Annotated in this window: 14 protein-coding genes; 4 read left to right on the plus strand and 10 right to left on the minus strand. The window is 61.4% G+C overall.

The features are described 5' to 3' along the window. Window positions 1-27 precede the first annotated feature (27 nt). From HMPREF0591_RS19750 to HMPREF0591_RS19790, 9 genes are all read right to left on the minus strand, one after another. Window positions 28-1,647, minus strand: a complete 1,620-nt coding sequence (locus HMPREF0591_RS19750) for a fatty acid--CoA ligase (protein ID WP_005118169.1) — start codon at window positions 1,645-1,647, stop codon at window positions 28-30. A 26-nt stretch (window positions 1,648-1,673) separates the two neighbouring features. After that, complete coding sequence (locus HMPREF0591_RS19755) at window positions 1,674-2,327, minus strand: transglutaminase-like domain-containing protein (RefSeq protein ID WP_005086585.1); 654 nt, start codon at window positions 2,325-2,327, stop codon at window positions 1,674-1,676. Next, window positions 2,324-3,781 (minus strand): cytochrome P450, encoded by a 1,458-nt coding sequence (locus HMPREF0591_RS19760; RefSeq protein WP_005086587.1) that lies wholly within the window; start codon window positions 3,779-3,781, stop codon window positions 2,324-2,326. Before HMPREF0591_RS19760 ends, HMPREF0591_RS19755 begins: the two co-directional genes overlap by 4 nt. Window positions 3,782-3,896: 115 nt before the next feature. Next, window positions 3,897-5,426: a flavin-containing monooxygenase gene (locus tag HMPREF0591_RS19765; protein ID WP_005086589.1), complete on the minus strand. Its 1,530-nt coding sequence runs from the start codon at window positions 5,424-5,426 to the stop codon at window positions 3,897-3,899. Window positions 5,427-5,502: 76 nt separating this feature from the next. Continuing rightward, window positions 5,503-6,468: an alpha/beta hydrolase gene (locus HMPREF0591_RS19770; protein ID WP_016895701.1), complete on the minus strand. Its 966-nt coding sequence runs from the start codon at window positions 6,466-6,468 to the stop codon at window positions 5,503-5,505. Then, entirely contained in the window at window positions 6,465-7,982 is a 1,518-nt protein-coding gene (locus tag HMPREF0591_RS19775) for a flavin-containing monooxygenase (protein ID WP_005086591.1), read from the minus strand. The genes HMPREF0591_RS19770 and HMPREF0591_RS19775 overlap by 4 nt, the downstream gene beginning before the upstream one ends. 44 nt (window positions 7,983-8,026) lie before the next feature. Next, entirely contained in the window at window positions 8,027-9,520 is a 1,494-nt protein-coding gene (locus HMPREF0591_RS19780; RefSeq protein WP_005086592.1) for a flavin-containing monooxygenase, read from the minus strand. Further along, entirely contained in the window at window positions 9,517-10,440 is a 924-nt protein-coding gene (locus HMPREF0591_RS19785) for a hypothetical protein (RefSeq protein WP_005086594.1), read from the minus strand. Before HMPREF0591_RS19785 ends, HMPREF0591_RS19780 begins: the two co-directional genes overlap by 4 nt. Window positions 10,441-10,453: 13 nt before the next feature. Then, window positions 10,454-11,308 carry an SDR family NAD(P)-dependent oxidoreductase gene (locus HMPREF0591_RS19790; RefSeq protein ID WP_005086595.1) on the minus strand — a complete coding sequence of 285 codons (855 nt, stop codon included), beginning with the start codon at window positions 11,306-11,308 and terminating at the stop codon, window positions 10,454-10,456. A gap of 128 nt (window positions 11,309-11,436) precedes the next feature. Here HMPREF0591_RS19790 and HMPREF0591_RS19795 point away from each other — a divergent pair, with 128 nt between their 5' ends. Continuing rightward, the gene (locus tag HMPREF0591_RS19795; protein WP_005086596.1) at window positions 11,437-12,069 is read left to right on the plus strand and encodes a TetR/AcrR family transcriptional regulator; all 633 of its coding nucleotides are present in this window, start codon (window positions 11,437-11,439) and stop codon (window positions 12,067-12,069) included. A 183-nt stretch (window positions 12,070-12,252) separates the two neighbouring features. Here HMPREF0591_RS19795 and HMPREF0591_RS19800 read toward each other — a convergent pair whose 3' ends face one another. Beyond that, window positions 12,253-13,122 (minus strand): metal-dependent hydrolase, encoded by an 870-nt coding sequence (locus HMPREF0591_RS19800; RefSeq protein WP_005086597.1) that lies wholly within the window; start codon window positions 13,120-13,122, stop codon window positions 12,253-12,255. Window positions 13,123-13,190: 68 nt separating this feature from the next. Between HMPREF0591_RS19800 and HMPREF0591_RS19805 the strand changes: the two genes are divergently transcribed. The 3 genes from HMPREF0591_RS19805 (at window position 13,191) to HMPREF0591_RS19815 (ending at window position 17,857) form a co-directional block, all read left to right on the plus strand. Continuing rightward, window positions 13,191-13,865 (plus strand): TetR/AcrR family transcriptional regulator, encoded by a 675-nt coding sequence (locus HMPREF0591_RS19805; RefSeq protein WP_005086598.1) that lies wholly within the window; start codon window positions 13,191-13,193, stop codon window positions 13,863-13,865. 351 nt (window positions 13,866-14,216) lie between these two features. After that, entirely contained in the window at window positions 14,217-15,818 is a 1,602-nt protein-coding gene (locus tag HMPREF0591_RS19810) for an acyl-CoA carboxylase subunit beta (RefSeq protein ID WP_005086599.1), read from the plus strand. Window positions 15,819-15,823: 5 nt separating this feature from the next. Further along, complete coding sequence (locus HMPREF0591_RS19815) at window positions 15,824-17,857, plus strand: ATP-binding protein (RefSeq protein ID WP_005116476.1); 2,034 nt, start codon at window positions 15,824-15,826, stop codon at window positions 17,855-17,857. Window positions 17,858-17,896: the final 39 nt, after the last annotated feature.

Here is a 17,896-nt window from a genome sequence, read left to right on the forward strand (position 1 = left end):
GACAGTTGGAATTTCAGGGATTTGACGTTATGACGTTTCGATTTCGATGAGGTATTCGCCGGCAGAGTGGCGCGCACGGATGGCCTTTTTGTCGTACTTTCCGACGCTCGTTCTCGGAATATCGGACACGAAGCTCCATCGCTCGGGAATCCACCATTTGGCGACTTTGTCCGCAAGGAACGATCGGAGTTGGTCAATGTCAACATCGGTTCCGGGGTGGACGACGACAAGCGCCAACGGCCTTTCCTGCCATTTATCGTCCGCGACGCCGACTACCGCCGCTTCGTACACGGCAGGGTGGCCGATCAGCGTGTTTTCCAGCTCCACCGAGGAGATCCATTCGCCACCTGACTTGATGACGTCTTTCGAGCGGTCGGTCAGTGTCAGATAGCCCTCGGCCTCGATCTTGCCCACATCACCGGTACGCAGCCATCCTTCGTCGAACTTCTCCGTATCGTTGTCTCCGAAATAGGACCCGGTGATCCAGGGACCGCGCGCCTGGATCTCCCCAACTGATTGCCCGTCCCACGGCACGTCTTTCCCGTCGTCGTCCCGCAACCGGATTTCGACACCGCAGATCGGCCGGCCCTGGGATGCGCGCAGCTCCCAGCGCCGCGTCGCGTCGGCTCTGTGAGGCGGACGTGCAACGGTCGCCAACGGAGAGGTTTCGGTCATACCCCAGGCCTGCACAATGGGCACGTCGTACTTCTCTTCGAATGCCCGCATCAACGAAAGCGGAACAGCAGACCCCCCGCACGCGACCAGCCGTAACGAAGAAATGTCCCGCTCAGGGTGCGAATCCAGATATCGGTCGACATCGTTCCAGATCGTCGGCACTGCACCGGCCAAGGTCGGTCTGGTGTCTTCGATGATCGACACCAACGGTTCGGCTTGGAGATACCGGTCAGGCAGTACCAGATCCGCACCGGACATCAACGCTGCGTAAATAAGCCCCCACGCATTGGCGTGAAACATTGGGACGATGGCCAGCAGACGGTCGGCCTCGCTGACTGACAAAGCGTTAGCTGTGCAGGCGGTCAGGGAGTGAAGGTACGTCGAACGGTGGCTGTAGACGACGCCTTTGGGATCTCCGGTGGTACCGCTCGTATAACACATGGCCGCGGCGGACAGCTCGTCGAGCTCAGGCCAGTCGAATGATTCTTCTTGGCCGGCAAGCACTTCCTCGTAACGCAGAACGGTCTTCCCGCATCCCTGTAGCGGGGCAAGGTCGCCCTCTCCGGTGACGATGACGGTGTGCACCGACGCCATCGCTGGGAGCGCGCGCGCCAACAACGGGGCAACCGAAGCGTCGACTAGGACGATCTGATCGCTCGCGTGGTTGGCGATGTACGCCAGTTGCTCTGGGGCCAAACGAATGTTGAGCGTGTGCAGGACCGCGCCCATGGAGGGAATCGCACAGTAGGCCTCCAGATGTTCCTGGTTGCTCCACTGGAAGGTGGCCACGCGTTGGTCTGCCGTGACGCCAAGACTGCGCAGCGCATTGGCAAGGCGAGCCACTCGCGCCAGCACAATGCGGTAAGGCGTTCTCCGATATCCATTTCCGGTCGGAGTGACGACCTCGCTGTCACCGTGTATGGCTGCCGCATGCTGGACGATCGCCGACACCGTGAGCGGAACATTTTGCATTGTGCTTTGCATCGTGTAGTGCCCTTTCAGGCGAAGAGGTCGGGACGGCTGTTCGGCTGATCGATGAATGTGCCGTAATGCGTTCTCAGTGCTTGCAGGATGTCTGCTAGGGGTAGATCGTCGTAGGCTCCCCGGTCGCGCAGATACTCCATGTGCTGGGTGCCGTCAGCGGTGAAACCATGGAGTAGCGCGTCGCTACGGCCGTCGAACTCGATCGGCGAGACACCGAAGCGTGCGCACAGCTCGCGATTGAACGCCGGGGTGGCCTTTACCCACGCACCGTTGAGGAACATGAGACTGTAGCCGTGGTAGACGAAAACGTCGCTACCACCCATCCGCTCGCGCAATGCCTTGGTCTGGAGGTGGTTTCGGACGTCGGCGAACCCCAGCCGCGCCGGGATTCCCGCCGCTCGGCACGCTGCAGTCAAGAGCACGGCCTTCGGGACGCAGTAGGCCCGTTCTGCGGTCGCGACGGTGCTGGCGCGATACGCGTGCGGGTTGTCGGTCACCGTGTAGGGGTCGTACCAAATGGAGTCACGGACCGCGGTGAAGATGGCGATGGCCTTCTCGGTGTCGCCGCAGGCATCACGGATCGTCGATGACACGAAGTCACGTACCGAATCTTGTTGCCAGTCAAGAAACTCCGTGGGTTCGAGGTAGGGCCTGTGGTCGACGGTCATCGGCGCTTCAACTGCAACGGAAGTCCGTCCACCGGAATGGGCAGGGAGGTGTTGTCCCATCGGACGTGATAGTTCTCCGGCACCGTCCAGGTGAGCGAACGCAGCATCCTGTGCAGGATTGCTTTGACCTCGAGCGTCCCGAATTGCATGCCGATGCACTTGTGCGCTCCACCTCCGAACGGAACCCAGGCGAATCGGTGGTGTTGGTCTTCGCGCCGAGGCTCGTCGAAACGTGAGGGATCGAACCGCCCCGGATCACTCCAGATCGTTCGATCGAAGTGATTTACGGCAGGCGTTATAGCGCATAACGTGTTCGAGGGGATGTGATATCCATCGATGGCGACATCTCGAACCGTCTTGCGCATCACCAGCGGAACAGGTGCAAGCAGTCTGAGCGCTTCCTTGATCACGAGGTCGATGACCGTCATCTTCTCCAGGGCCTCGATGTCCGGCAACCCGTCACCGATGGCCGCGGCTTCCGCAGCCGCAGCCTCCTGCCACTGCGGATACTTGGCAAGGAAATAGGTGACCGCTGTGGTGGTGATCGTCGAGGTGTCGTGGGCCGCCATCATCAAGAAGATCATGTGATTCACCACATCCTCGTCGGAAAACCGCTCCCCGTCTTCGGTCGTGGCTTGACAGAGAGCAGCGAACAGATCCTCCGTTTCACCGGCTCGCGCGGCCGGCAGATGCCGGAAGAAGTAGTCCTCCAAAACGCGCCGCCCTTGCACACCAGCGCGGAATCTGGTTCCCGGAAGCGGAGCACGCACAAGGGAACTCGCCGCCCGGACCGTAGCGACGAACGCCTTGTTGACAGCATCGCTCTCGTCCTTGCCGCGGCCGCCCATGAAGACGTCGGTAGCGATGTCGAGGGTGAGTTCCTTCAACAGTGGGTAGATTCGAACCGACGGGCCCACCGGCCACGCAGGCACTGCCGAGCGAACGCATGGCGTTACCTGTTCGACGTATCCGGTCAGGCGCGGACGCGTAAACGCCTCCTGCATGATGCGCCGGTGCATCAAGTGCTCGTCGAAGCTCATGAGCATCAAACCGCGATGGAAGAAGGCGTCGATCAGGAAGGACCAGCCATCCTGAGAGAATGCCTTCGCTTCGCTCGTGAACGCCTCTCGAGTGGCGTCAGGGCCGGCGATGACCACCATCTTGGTGCCGAACGCGCCCATCCACGACACCGAACCCAGACGGTCGTAGCGCTCTCGACTGAAATCCGAGCCGAATCGGATGTAGTCGAGCGTGTGACCTACGAAGGGCAGTCCGGCATCCCCCCGGACGGCTTTCAATCCACTGCCCGCGGGTGCCGGTGCCAGTTCACGAACCGGCCAGTCCCGGCTCCATCGACGCCATCTGTCGTCGACGGCGTGAGGCGCGGGGACCATGATCACAGAGGACAACCGCTCCTTCACGTGGTGCGCAGGTGCGAGAAGGTGATTCGTCATGGTTCCTCCTGGACGCTGGGCCGCTTTGACGGCGTCCACCAGTCTTTACAAAGATGCCATTGATGTCAATATCTAGACATTATTGGCCTAGCGGTTAAGTGCGCGTCTCGTGCCCTTAGTCGGCCAGGCTCGGTTCTGCAGGGTCTCCGACCTTTAGACGCCCGACGTTTCTCAAGACGTAATCGCCGCTGTGCGGCTTCCGGGTAAGGAGTCGATAAACCAAGGTAGGCCCCGGCCAGTTCGTCGGGATTTCCCCGCTCGAGGTTCGATACCAGCTCGCACACAGCGCCCACACCGACCTCCGTAGTCGCCTTCTCAAGCGCGTGTTGTAGCGTTGCGCGCTCTCCGCCCTGACATCGATCGCATGACCCGGATGAGCAGCCACGGCTTTGATGAGCGTTGCGATGTGACGGACTTGTGACTCGATCATGTAGAGGATCGACCCCGAGCCCACATTCGTGTTGGGACCATAAAGCAGGAACAGGTTCGGGAACATGGGGACAGTGATGCCCAGATATGCGTACGCCTGGGTCTTCCAACCCTCGGCCAAGGAGACTCCGCGAGAGCCGCGCACGGACATCGGGGCGAGAAAATCGGTGGCGCGAAACCCGGTTCCGTAGATCACGACATCTGCAGGACGAAACTTTCCATCCACGGTCTTGACACCGTTGTCGCAGAGCTCTGCGATAGCCTTCGGCACCAACGACACGCGATCACTCGCGATTGCTGGATAGTAATCATTCGAGAACAGCACTCGCTTGCACCCTGGCGCGTCCGAAGGCATCAATTGCTCGCGCAAAGATGGGCTAGCAACCTGCCGATGTAGGTGGCGGCGCGCGATCGCACCGAGGACGCGTGAGAGGGGCTTCGCGTCGACTAGCGTCACAGCGAGCAACTCGAAAATTAGCCATACCGCGAAACGCTCGAGGCGCAGCGCCATCGGCAATAACTCGCTCACCCTGTCGTGAAGGACTCCATACCTGCTGTCCCACTTCGGCAAGATCCACGGAGCCGTGCGCTGATATAGCGTGACATGCTCCGCCTCCTGGGCGATGTGTGGCACGAATTGGATGGCACTAGCTCCTGTGCCGATGACGGCTACTTGCTTGCCGCGAAGCGAAACCGATCGGTCCCAACGCGCCGAATGAAAGCGCGGCCCCTGGAAGGTGTCTGCGTCGGCAATAACGGGTACGTGGGGCAAGGAGAGCTGACCCACGGCCGAGACGACGACATCGCAGGTTATTGTCTCGTTCGAGTTCGTAACCAGGGTCCAACGCCCTGGCTGGTCATCGAAGGTCATTGCGACAACTTCGGTCTGGGTACGCAGATGCGCGGCCAGTCCGCCACTCTCCACGAGTTGTTGGAGGTACTTGAGTATCTCGGGCTGCTCGGCATATCGCCGTGACCAACGAGGATTGGGCTTGTACGAGAGTGAGTACAACGCTGACGGCACGTCGCAGGCCGCTCCCGGATAGGTGTTGTCACGCCAAACACCCCCGATGTCTGCAGCCTTTTCCAGGATCGTGAAGTTCGTGAACCCGTCCTTCTTCAGCCGGTGGGCCATCGCAACCCCGGCGAAGCCGGCCCCGATGATCACGATCGACGGATCGTACGCGCGACAGGCCGTCGCGAAGTTGCTGCTCATGAGGCAGAGACGACTGACTTCACGCTGCGGCGGTCGAGGTGGTGTAGGTGTAGGAGCATTGCCTGTTCGGACACTTTCACCTGACTTCCGAGGCTTCAAGGAAGCGTCCCGCTCGATGAATCGCGTCTCGGGCTTCGGGAAGAATCCGGAACATAGCCTGGAATACATGGATCTGTCCCCGGTATACCTGGATGTCGACGTGGGATCCAGCTGATTGAAGTCGCTCGGCGAGACGGCGCGAGTCATCGATCAACATTTCTCTCCCGCCCACCTGAATGAGGATCGGCGGCATCGAGGTGAGGTCCGCGTCAAGCACGCTGAGGCGCGGATCTCCGCGATCTGCGCCACCTACGTAGAGGTCAAGAGCGCGCGCCGCTGATTGAGCGGAGGCAAAAGGATCCCGGCGGCGAAGTTCACGCGCTCTGGCAAGTTCGCACCTGAGATCCAGGACGGGAGACATCAGCAGCATCGCATCAGGGAGCGGCAATCCAACTGCACGAGCGCCCAAGGCCGTGGCCATCGTGAGCTGACCGCCCGCTGAATCGCCGGCAACCGCGACGGTGCGCTGACAAGAACCCGGGGACCCTCCGCTGGTAAGCCAGCGATACGCATTCAGCGCATCGTCCGCGGCTGCGGGATAGGGATACCGCGGGGCAAGACGATACTTCACTGCGAAGATGGGGCGCCCGCTCGCCGAGGCGAGTTCACCAAGAAGACCGCGGTGCGTCTCCGGCGAGCACATAGAATAGGCGCCGCCGTGGATGTACAGCAAAGGGTTGGCATGCGGATTAATGGCAGGCGTGGTGATCCAGTCCCCACGAACCGGGCCTCCGGCGAATACAGTGTCAACCTTGCGCACTGTGACGCCGCGCCGAGGCCGTGAGGCTACGAGCGCTGTTCGAAGCACGCGATCCATCACCGCAAGTCCGTAGGCGTTTGATGGCATCAGCTGCGCCAGTGGCCGCAGCGTGGTTCGCGAGGACATCGCGACGAGATGACTGGCAAGACTGGGCTGCCAGTCAGGGGCATCCATTCTGGTCACCGGGGACACACCTCTTCGGGCCGATTCTCGAATCGGTAGTCCGAGAGGCGAAAGGTGCGGCTCCGCCAATAGGTCTCCAGAGTCGTTGATGGACGGAGTGGAACGTCACCGTGCCTGTCGAAGTAGTAGCTGTTGGCACTGGAACAGCTCGGCTGCCAGAAAACCTGTCTGTGACGCCGCCTTAGCACTTCGGCGAAATAACGGTCGTTCGCCTCCTTCTTGACCTCCACCCAGTTAGCACCCAGCGCCCGCGCGCGACGAAGACACCGGACGATGTGCCGACTCTGCGCCTCGATGAGCGTGAAGTACGAGGAACCGTTGTAGCCGTACGGGCCGAAGATGTTGAAATGATTCGGAAATCCCGGGACGCTCACCCCTTCGAAGGCCTGCAGTCGATGCTCGCCCCACCATGTAGCCTGCTCCAGCCCGCCGCGTCCCTTCAATACGTAAGTAGGCATGTTGCCCGACTCCATCACTTTGAAGCCGGTGGCCAGGATCAAGACGTCAATGGGATGAGCTTTGCCGTCTCGAGTATGGACGGATGCATGGTCGATATGGGTTATGCCGCTCGTCTCGAGCGAAACGTTGGACCGGTTGTAGGTTGCGAGATAGGAATTGTGGAAGCTGGGTCGTTTACAGCCCAACGAGTAGCGCGGAATGAGTTGTTCTCTCGTCGTCGGGTCATGGACCTCACGCCGCATGTACCGCTTTGCGGCGCTCTCCATGACATCGGCGAACGGTATCACCGTATGAAAGTGAGCGGCGATTGGGAAAGTGATTTCCACGAACGCCTGGCTGGCGGTCCGGGTCGCCAATTGTGCCCCCGGCAGGAAATGTAGAAGCCTTCCACCCCACGTCGGTATGGGGAAGTCTGGCTTCGGCAGACAATAAATTGGAGTTCGCTGAAATACCGTCAGACTCTCTGCTTTCTTTGCGACTTCGGGTATCAGTTGCACCGCCGATGCACCGGTACCGATTACTGCAACCCTCTTCCCGCTGAGATCTTTGGCATTGTCCCATCTAGCCGTGTGGAGCGTAACGCCGGCGAAATCTCGCACCCCCTTGATTTCAGGCCACTTTGGCCGACTGAGAACGCCGGAGCAATTTATCACGAAGCGTGCCGTGAACTCCTCACCATTGGCACTGGTCAAATGCCACCGTGTTGCGTTCTCGTCGAAACAAGCCTCGGTAATGGTTGTGTTGAAACGAATATGGTCCCAGAGCCGATACTTTTCAACACATCGCTCGGCATAGGCTTTGAGCTCATTGCCGTGGGCGTACGTGCGCGACCAAGAGGGCCGCATTTCGTATGAGAATTGATAACTGAACGACGGTATATCGACAGCGATACCCGGGTAGGTGTTCCAGTGCCACGTACCACCTACGCCATCGGCGTCATCAACCATCAAGAAGTCGGTAAATCCCGCCTTCATCAAGCTAATGCCAGACCCGATGCCGGAAAATCCAGCTCCTATGATAATTATCTCGTAATTACGGTCGGACTTGCGATCCATTCCTGTATTTCACCGTTCTGACGGTCAGCCTTGCAAACTTGTATTCAGAGTGATTGCGTCAGCTCGACGTGTGTATCGTCGCGCCGGGTTATCACGTAATCATGAGGATCCAAGCGGGATAGTTCTCTCATAAACTGGGTCGCGAAACCTGGGTACATCGTGCCGTTGTAGCCGTCCTCGGTCAAATACCAACTGCTGCACCCCGAATTCCAAGTCGTTCGTCGAAGGCGGCGCTGAATTTCGGAGTGATAGCGGTCCTGACGATCCTCCCTCACATCCAAAGTGCCGATGTCATTTTGCTGAAGGAGCTTGATCGCCTTGACTATATAGTCAATTGCAGCCTCCATATATACGAGCGCCGAGTTGTGGCCTGGCCCCGAATTCGGTCCGAAAGTGAAGAATAAGTTCGGATACCCGGCCACGCTCACGCTCTTGAAGGCAAATGTCCCCTGAGACCATTCATCGCCGAGCTTCCGACCGCCGAGGCCGCTAATCGGGAACGGGGTGCCACGTTTGGCCACATCGAAGCCAGTGGCAAATACGATACAGTCCACTTCGTGCTCGACACCGTCGGCGGTCCGAACACCGTTGGGTGACAATGTGGCGATCGGCCAGCTGATCAGCTTGCAGTTATCCGCCTGTAGCGCAGGGTAATAATCACTGGTCATGAGCATGCGCTTGCATCCAGGCCTGAAATGGGGCGTCAACTGACGTCTCAACCAGGAGTCTTTCACCTGCCGACGGAGATGAGCCTTGGCCGCCAGCTGTATCGCGGACGTCGCGGCGGTGTTCCAGACCATACCCACTGCCATCACTTCGTGGGCCCAAAACCACGCGTCGCGGAGCGCTTGTTCGCTCACCGGCAGGTGTGTGAAGGTCGAACGCGCCCAGGCCGGATGCCTGAAGTTCACCCTGGGCAACACCCAGCCGGGCGTTCTCTGGAAGACTTTGACCGAGGCAGCCGACTTTACGAGCTCGGGAATGATCTGAACCGCGCTCGCGCCTGTCCCGATGACTGCAACCCTCTTACCGCCGAGATCGTAGCCATGGTCCCATCGAGCGCTGTGGATCTTTTTTCCACCGTACGAGTCAATACCCCGAATATCGGGAAAGCTGGCGTTGGCAAGTGGTCCACTGGCCATCACAACTGACCGGGTGTGATACCGCTTTCCATCTGCCGTGTCGGCCATCCAGATGCCGGCACTCTCATCGAATTCCAAGGCAGTCACGTCGGTATCAAACTGGATGAACCGGGCAAGATCGTACTTGGCGACCATATCGTCGATATATTCGAGGATCTCAGCGCTCCCCGAGTAGGTACGAGTCCAGCCCGGATTCGGCTCGAACGAGTAGGAGTAGAGAAGCGAGGGAATATCGCAGGCCGCACCGGGATAAGTATTGTCTCGCCAGGTGCCTCCGACGCGATCTGACCGTTCCAGGATGACCAAGTCATCCGTGCCCTCTTGAAGCAGTCTGATCGCCGCACCGATACCTGCGAACCCGGCGCCGACGATCAACGTCGTCGTGGTGCCTGTCATTTGGCAACCGGTTCGTAGGTCAGTTCGTCCGTCCAGGATGGCGGCCGACCGAAAATCTGAACAGGGAAAACATCGATCGCATTGCCAAGGCGCTGAGACACGAAGTGCAGAGGCTGGGACCGCTTGATGGACGACGACATGTGCGCCTTCAAGATGTGATAGCCGGGCACCCTCCGCGTATGCTCACTGCGATCGCCGACATTGGCATACCGCGTCACTGCGTTGTATAACTTCTCCTCGGACAGACCCATAGCGTTGAGATTCATCAACATGCGCGTCAGGAGCGGGATATACAGCAAAGCGCCGGTGAGAATTCGCGGGTCGACAAGAGCACCCGCAGTTTGAATGGCGTGGATTCGCATCGGGCTGGCGCCCAGGTCATTCAAGACCTGGAAGCCAACCGCGAGATGCCTTGATTCGTCGCTGTTGACCTTGTTGAACACCTCCCCGCACACAGGGTCGTCAACCTCATCGAGGAGAAACTTCAGCAGCGCTCCATCGAGCGCAGTCTCCAGTGCCGGAATCGCGGCCCCGATGACGGTCAGGGGCAGGGCTTCCGCATAACGGTCCAGCCATTCGATGACCAGCCGAATATTCTTGTTCGGGACCGGTTTCTCGCCTTCCTCGAGCATGCCCCAGCGACGCATCAAGGCAAGTTCGGCATTGGCGTGACGCTGCTCCTCGGCGTGAAAGTAACGGTAAATGTCTCCGAGCGCTTCGAATGGCGCCTTTGGAGCCATCGCGGCGAAGGCACGTGCTCCAACATGCTCAATCCACACCACGTCGGACATGAATTGCTTGAGTTTGGGACGCTGTTCATCGGTGATCAGTTCCGCGCCAGGGGCGTTCCAATCGATATCGGCAAGAGCCCATTGCTTGTTTTTGATTGTCTCGAGCATGTCACTGTATGCGAAAGCCATTTTCCCTGCTCCTCTACTCGGCTGAATCGTTCCATGAGGCCATGCGCTCCACGAGGCCCAGCGTGCGAGTAAAGGGGCCGGGTAGGGCTCTCTTGAGTTGCCACAAGACTTTGGCATCGAGTTGGGGTACTACATAAATTTGTCCGCGATCGTGCGCGTTCAACGTCGTTCGAGCAACGTGCTGTGGCGAAATGCCGGTCCATTTCATCAGGTTGGCCGCGAGTCTTGCAGCCGCCTCGTCGATTTGAGGATTGTTGACGATGTTCGTCTTCACGAAGGTGGGGCAAAGCACTGTGACGTTGATGTCAGTACCGCTCAGTTCGGCCGCCAATGTCTCCGACAGAGCGAGCACCCCGGCCTTGCTCACGTTGTAAGCCGCCATCCGAGGGGCCGAGCCAAAGCTCGCTGCCGACGCCACATTGATGACTCCGCCATGCCCATTGCTGCGGAGCCGAGGCACAAAAGTCTCGCAGCCGTAGATAACGCCCCAGAGGTTGACAGAAATCGCCGCGTTCCAGTCCTCGATCGACGTCGCGCCGATGCGGTTGCCGCCCGCACCGATTCCGGCGTTGTTGATGACGAGGCTCGCAGCCTTCTCGAACCAGTCTTCGCTCACATCAGCGAGGTTGCGGACCTGCTCAAGATCGGTGACATCGCATGCGATGTCGAAGCCCTCGCCGCCAGCCTGCCTCACCAACTCTGCCGACTCTTTTGCAGTGACGGGATCTTTGTCGGCGCACACCACGCGTCCACCTCGGCGCGCAAGCTCCACGGCGAATGCGCGGCCGATACCGCTTCCTGCGCCCGTGACGACTGCATCGGCGCGGTGCGTTCTGCCTGGTGCGCCGCCGAAGGGCAGCAATCTCATCCGTCTGCCTTTCGGGTCGCGACATGGACGTCTGCTGTGGGGAAACTCTCATCTGGGGGCACCAGCCACCATTGGTGTCGCATGCCACCAGTTTGGTGGTGGAACGAGCACCTTGTCAAGATGGAGAGGTGCGGTCGAGAAACAAGCGCTGGGGTGGTCGGACCGGGGCCGAGCGTCGTGCCGAGCGACGGCAGCAATTGATCGAGGCCGCAACCGAGATTTGGAGTGAGAGCGGTTGGGCCGCGGTCACTATGCGCGGCGTATGCGCCCGCACAGGGCTGAACGATCGATACTTCTACGAGGGCTTCAAGACGCGCGATGAGCTGCTCGTTGCTGCGTGGGATGGCGTCCGCAATGACATGCTCGGCGAGGTCGCCGCGCTCTTCAACGAGCGTGCGAATCGGCCGCCGATCGAAACCATCACCGCGGCGATCACCATCGTGGTCGACCGGATCGCACGCGATCCCGGCCGGGCACGCATCCTCCTCGCTCAGCATGTCGGTAGCTCACCGCTACAAGACCGCCGCGCCGTGGCGCTACAGGAAGCAACGCAGTTGGTCGTTGAGGCAAGCCGGCCACACCTCCGACAAGATGCCGACGAGATAGCCCTTCGCATGGACACCCTGATCGCTGTCGGGGGATTCGTCGAAGTCATCACCGCCTGGCACTCCGGTTTGCTTGCGGTGACCGAGAAAGAAGTGGTCGCGCACACCAGCAGACTTGCTGAAACCCTGGCTCAACGCTATGTCATCAGCGACTGATCGAGGCTCACAACAGGGCCAGCCAGCCCCGTGGCGATCGCTGCGAACCGCATTTGCGGGTCCGACCGCCACCTTCACCGGCCACCGAGCACCGAATCCGTGAGTCGACCGACGCGTCGCACCCTGTTCGGAAGGAGCGACGCAGGAACGGTGCTCCTGCGTCGCCGCACTTCCGCATCTTTGCTATCCCGACGAAGCGATAACTCGCTGTGAACCGTCTTGGTCGAACAGTTCTTTGCTCCAATGCTCCAGGACCGCGGCGCTGTCCCAATCATCAGGATGGAAACCCGGGCGATTGTAGGAACGGAAACGCCGCAGCGCATCGGCGGTGAACATCGGGGTGCGACTGAAGCGGTACAGACTGCGCACCAACGTGACCGGGTTATATGAGGCTTTGTCAGCGGCCATGGACAGGGCAGTCTGCAGAATGAGTTCGCCGAACAGAATTACTGAAGCGATCCGCATGCCGCGTACACGGGTGCGCTCGGTTCCTCCCACGAGCCGATAGACATCGAAGGCAACCGCTTTGTGCTCCGACTCCTCGAAGGCATGCCACAGCAGAATCGGTCGAACCTCTGTCTGTCCGATGAGCTTCTGGGCGTCTTCGCTGGTAAGAATGATTTCTGCCAGCGTAGCGGTGTAGTGCTCCAACGCGGAGGTCATGGACAGCCGCATTTCCGGCGAAAAGCGCCGTTCCAATCGCTTGATCAGGCGTGCGACATGACGGTCGATTCGCGCCGTCGGATACCCCATGACCTGGAGTCGCTCGTTGAGGAGACGATGCTGGTGTCGATGTGTGGCCTCTTGTCCGATGAAACCCTTGACCGCTGTATCCAATTGGGGATCGTCGATGGAGCTCTGGAAGTTCCTGACCGATCGGATGAAGAAATCCTCGCCTTCCGGGAACGTCGCAGAAAGCACCGAGATGAAATGGCTCATCACCAGGTCGCCATCCACGAAGTGTTGCCGCTTCGTGGAGGTCGGCATCGGAAAACGAACACGCCTGGGTTTTGGCAGCACGCGGGTCCTGGTCCGGGCTTGATCTTCCGACACTGGAGGTCCTTCCTCGAAGTTGGATCTGACTTTATGCCTTGTCAGATAAGACTGCCAGACTGTAGGACATGAGTCCAGCACGTGTTTATGGCGGGCTGTCCGCAGCTCAACGCGATGCGCAGCGCCGCGTGATGTTGATTGATGCCGCGGTCTCAATCATGGGCACCCACGGAGCTACCGCGTGCACCGTGACCGCCGTGTGTGCGAAGTCAGGAGTGACGAGCCGGTACTTCTACCAGCAGTTTCGCGACCGAGACGCACTCTTGCGCGCGGTATTTGCCAAGATCTCCGCCACCTTCCAGGCGGTGATAACCAGCGCCATTCCGGACGACACGGTTGCTCCTCAAGAACTCGCTTACGCTCCGATCAAGGCCCTGGTTCAGGTGATCGAGAACGATCCCAGCATGGCCCGCATACTGTTTGTCGAATCGGGCGCAGAACCCCTCCTTCGGCAGCTGCGAAGCGAGCTGATGACCGATTTTGCGGAGCTGGTGCTCAGAGAGGCCCGCTTGCACCTCGATATACCCAGCGAGGTGCTTCAAGTCGCAGATCTCGCCGCCACCTACGGTGTCGGGGGCCTGTTCGAGATACTCCGTCGCTGGATAGACGGACAACTGAACCTCTCGACTGAAATGCTTATCGAGCACTGTGCGGGTTTTCTCGGCAGTCTCGGCCTATATACCCTCGGGCAGGCGCCTGATCAGGCCGCTCCGCGGCTGGCCGCAGTTGACGAGACCCGATAGATTCTGACCGACCCGGATTTATATACGACTCGGTTGGCTGAGGCGCATGGCGCGACGCTGATAATCACTGCTGGCGTTCACCCGAGATCGCGACCGTAGACTCCACGCGCGCCGGACGAGGAACTCGATACGACCTAGCAAGGGCCCTGTGTGTGCCGTCGCGCCCGCAGTCAATTCCTTTGATCGCTCGATCTGCAGCGAAGCGCACCGCTTCGATCCATCGCGCTTCGACGGAATCGCGGCGCGGGAAACAAATCTGACGCAAGCCCTGCCGCCGTTGTCACCTGATGTTAATTGCGGCTAACATCAGCGCCTAGCAGATGACGTCGATGCTCGCCCGGAGGGAAAATTTTGGTACAGGTCTTGCCCGACCGGGTCGACGACACCGCGCCCGGGTATCTCAAGAACCGCGAAGGACTGAGCGCGCAACTCCACACCATCGTGGAGCAACTGGCGCTGGTCAACGGCGGCGGAGGCGCGAAATACGTTGCGCGCCACCGCAAGCGGGGCAAGCTGCTCGTCCGCGAGCGCATCGAGCTGATGCTCGACCCCGACACGGCGTTCCTCGAACTATGTCCCTTCGCCGCCTGGGGCAGTAAGTTCCCCGTCGGCGGTAGCGTGGTGGTCGGCATCGGCGTAGTCGAGGGCATCGAGTCGATGATCATCGCCCACGACCCCACCGTCCGCGGCGGCGCATCGAACCCCTATACCTTCCGCAAGGTGTTCCGCGGCATGGCCATCGCGCGGGAGAACCGACTGCCCATCATCAACATCGTCGAGTCTGGCGGCGCCGACCTGCCCACACAGGCAGACATCTTCGTGCCCGGCGGACAGCTGTTCCACGACTTGACACAGCACAGCGCAGCGGGGCTGCCGACACTGGCCTTGGTCTTCGGCAACTCCACCGCTGGAGGTGCGTACGTCCCGGGCATGTGCGACTACGTCGTGATGGTTCGCAACCGTTCCAAGGTGTTCCTCGGGGGTCCGCCGCTGGTCAAGATGGCCACGGGCGAGGTCTCCGATGACGAGTCGCTCGGCGGCGCCGACATGCACGCCCGCACCTCGGGGCTGGCCGATTACATGGCCGAGGACGAGCAGGATGCGATCCGCATCGGCCGTCGCATCATGGCGCGGCTCAACTGGCGGAAGAACGGCCCCGGACCCACCACGCCGCCGCACCCACCGGTGCACGACCCCGATCAGCTGCTCGGCATCGCGTCGGTCGATCCGAAGGTGCCCTTCGACCCCCGCGACGTCATCGCCCGAGTGGTCGACGGCTCGGCCTTCGACGAGTTCAAACCTCTCTACGGCACGTCACTCGTCACCGGCTGGGCCTCGATCCACGGCTTCCCAGTCGGCATCCTCGCCAACGCACGGGGCATCCTGTTCAGTGAGGAGGCCGAGAAAGGTTCGCAGTTCATCCAACTGGCAAATCAGATCGACACCCCCCTCATCTTCCTGCAGAACACCACCGGTTTCATGGTCGGTGCCGAGTACGAACAGGGCGGCATCATCAAGGACGGCGCCAAGATGATCAACGCCGTATCCAACAGCACGGTCCCCCACGTGACCATCACCATGGGTGCGTCCTACGGTGCCGGGAACTACGGCATGTGCGGGCGATCGTACTCGCCGCGTTTCCTATTCGCTTGGCCTAACTCGAAGTCGGCCGTGATGGGTCCGGCGCAACTGGCCGGAGTGCTGTCCATCGTGGCGCGCGAGTCCGCCGCCGACCGCGGGCTGCCCTTCGACGAGGAGGCCGACGCCCAGATGCGCGCCGCCGTCGAGGAACAGATCGAGCGCGAATCCGTCGCACTGGCCAACAGCGGCCGACTTTACGACGACGGGATCATCGATCCCCGCGATACGCGGACCGTTCTCGGGTTCTGCCTGTCGGTGATCCACAACGGCGAGGTCCGTGGCCAGCGTGGCTACGGCGTGTTCCGGATGTGATGGCGATGCCCAAGATCCGCAAGGTCCTGGTCGCCAACCGTGGCGAGATCGCGCGGCGGGTGTTCCGCACTTGCCGCGATCTCGGCATCGCCACCGTCGCGGTCTATTCCGACGCCGACGCCGACGCGTGGCACGTCGCCGACGCCGACGAGGCCGTGCACCTTCCCGGCTCGTCTGCCGCTGAGACCTACCTCGACATCCACCGGATCATCGCCGCTGCCTCGCTCACCGGCGCGGACGCAGTACACCCCGGCTACGGCTTCCTTTCGGAAAACGCCGGGTTCGCGCGCGCCTGTGCCGCCGCCGACCTCGTCTTCATCGGTCCGCCGCCCGGGGCGATCGACGCGATGGGCTCGAAGCTGCAGGCCAAGAAGACGATGTCCGACGCGGGGGTGCCTGTGCTGCCCGGTGGCGACACGACGGGGCTATCGGCCGAGCAGCTGGCGAAGCTGGCCGCCGACGTCGGCTACCCCGTGCTGGTCAAGGCCAGCGCCGGCGGCGGTGGCCGAGGCATGCGCATTGTCGCGTCGCCGGACGAGCTCGACGAAGCGGTCACCTCCGCTTCGCGTGAGGCCGCCGCCGCGTTCGCCGACGGCACCGTCTTCCTCGAGCGTTACGTCCAGCGCCCACGCCACGTCGAGATCCAGATCATGGCCGACACGCACGGAAACGTCGTCTCTCTGTTCGAGCGCGAGTGCTCCGTGCAGCGTCGACACCAGAAGGTGATCGAGGAGGCGCCGTCACCGGTCGTCGACGACGCGTTGCGCGCTCGGATGAGCGAGGCCGCCATCGCCGCCGCGCGCGCCGTCGGCTACGTAGGCGCCGGGACGGTCGAGTTCGTCTACGACGCCGCTCAGGATGGCAAAGCCGACTCCTTCGCCTTCCTCGAGATGAACACCCGGCTGCAGGTCGAGCACCCGGTTACCGAGCTGATCACCGGCCTCGACCTGGTGCGTGCCCAGCTGCTCGTAGCCATGGGCCGCCCGCTGCCTGAGGAGATGCACAACCCGCGAATTCGCGGTCACGCGGTCGAGGCCCGTCTGTGCGCCGAGGATCCGGCCGATGACTACCGGCCCTGTACCGGCACCCTGCGCACCTTGGATGTCCCGGCGCTTGCCGGCGTGCGGGTTGACTCGGGTTTTCGTGCCGGTTCGGTCATCAGTCATTACTACGATTCGCTGCTGGCCAAGGTCATCGCGTGGGCACCAACGCGCGACGAGGCACTTGCCAGCCTCTCGGCGGCGCTGGCCGGCGCCCGTATTCACGGCGTGACCACCAATCGCAACCTGCTTGTTCGCGTCCTGCGCCATGACGAGTTCGCCGGGCGGGGCACCGACACTGGGTTCCTTGACCGACACGACGTCGCCCAACTCGGCGCTGCCCTCCCAGACACGCAGTCCGAGCGCCTGCACGCCGTCGCGGCGACCGTGGCCGGGGTGGCCGCGCGGCGTGCCGTCGCAACTCTGCAGGCCACGTTGCCCGCCGGCTGGCGCAACAACCCTTCGCAGCCGCAGACCACGACCTGGCAGACCCAGGGTGGGCGCGAAGTGCGCGTCGGGTACACGTTAGGTTCGACAGGGACCTGCCTGCAGGTCGACGACGAGCCGTTGGCCGACGTCGAGGTTGTCGAGGGCAGTAGCGAGCGGGTGGTGCTGCGCGTCGACGGGGTGCGCCGCACTTATGATGTCGTCCTCGACGGCGATGTTGCCCACCTCGACTCGGTCGCCGGCTACTCCGCCCTGCGGCTGGCGCCACGCTTCGTCGACCCGAGCACTCTCAACCCGCCCGGGTCGCTCACCGCGCCGATGCCGGGCTCGGTGATCCGACTACCGGTCGCCGAGGGCGAGACGGTCTCGGCGGGCCAAACCCTTGTCGTCCTGGAGGCGATGAAGATGGAGCACACCGTCGCGAGCCCGATCGACGGGGTGCTGAGCGCCCTGCCGGTCCAGGTCGGCCATCAGGTCTCGAGCGGTGACGTCCTCGCCGTGGTCGAGGCGGTGGACGGCGGTGAAGTGGCGTCGGACGCCACCGAGCTCTAATGAACCCGGCGCGCTCCCGATCGGTGGCGCGTCGATACC

It is taken from the genome of Mycobacterium parascrofulaceum ATCC BAA-614 (assembly GCF_000164135.1).
In the GTDB taxonomy this organism is placed as follows: Bacteria; Actinomycetota; Actinomycetes; order Mycobacteriales; family Mycobacteriaceae; genus Mycobacterium; species Mycobacterium parascrofulaceum.

Bases quoted from the DNA above. Each gene is read 5' to 3' on its own strand.
- HMPREF0591_RS19750 (WP_005118169.1), bottom strand. From the start codon at position 1,647: ATGCAAAATGTTCCGCTCACGGTGTCGGCGATCGTCCAGCATGCGGCA.
- HMPREF0591_RS19755 (WP_005086585.1), bottom strand. From the start codon at position 2,327: ATGACCGTCGACCACAGGCCCTACCTCGAACCCACGGAGTTTCTTGAC.
- HMPREF0591_RS19760 (WP_005086587.1), bottom strand. From the start codon at position 3,781: ATGACGAATCACCTTCTCGCACCTGCGCACCACGTGAAGGAGCGGTTG.
- HMPREF0591_RS19765 (WP_005086589.1), bottom strand. From the start codon at position 5,426: ATGAGCAGCAACTTCGCGACGGCCTGTCGCGCGTACGATCCGTCGATC.
- HMPREF0591_RS19775 (WP_005086591.1), bottom strand. From the start codon at position 7,982: ATGGATCGCAAGTCCGACCGTAATTACGAGATAATTATCATAGGAGCT.
- HMPREF0591_RS19780 (WP_005086592.1), bottom strand. From the start codon at position 9,520: ATGACAGGCACCACGACGACGTTGATCGTCGGCGCCGGGTTCGCAGGT.
- HMPREF0591_RS19785 (WP_005086594.1), bottom strand. From the start codon at position 10,440: ATGGCTTTCGCATACAGTGACATGCTCGAGACAATCAAAAACAAGCAA.
- HMPREF0591_RS19790 (WP_005086595.1), bottom strand. From the start codon at position 11,308: ATGAGATTGCTGCCCTTCGGCGGCGCACCAGGCAGAACGCACCGCGCC.
- HMPREF0591_RS19805 (WP_005086598.1), top strand. From the start codon at position 13,191: ATGAGTCCAGCACGTGTTTATGGCGGGCTGTCCGCAGCTCAACGCGAT.
- HMPREF0591_RS19815 (WP_005116476.1), top strand. From the start codon at position 15,824: ATGCCCAAGATCCGCAAGGTCCTGGTCGCCAACCGTGGCGAGATCGCG.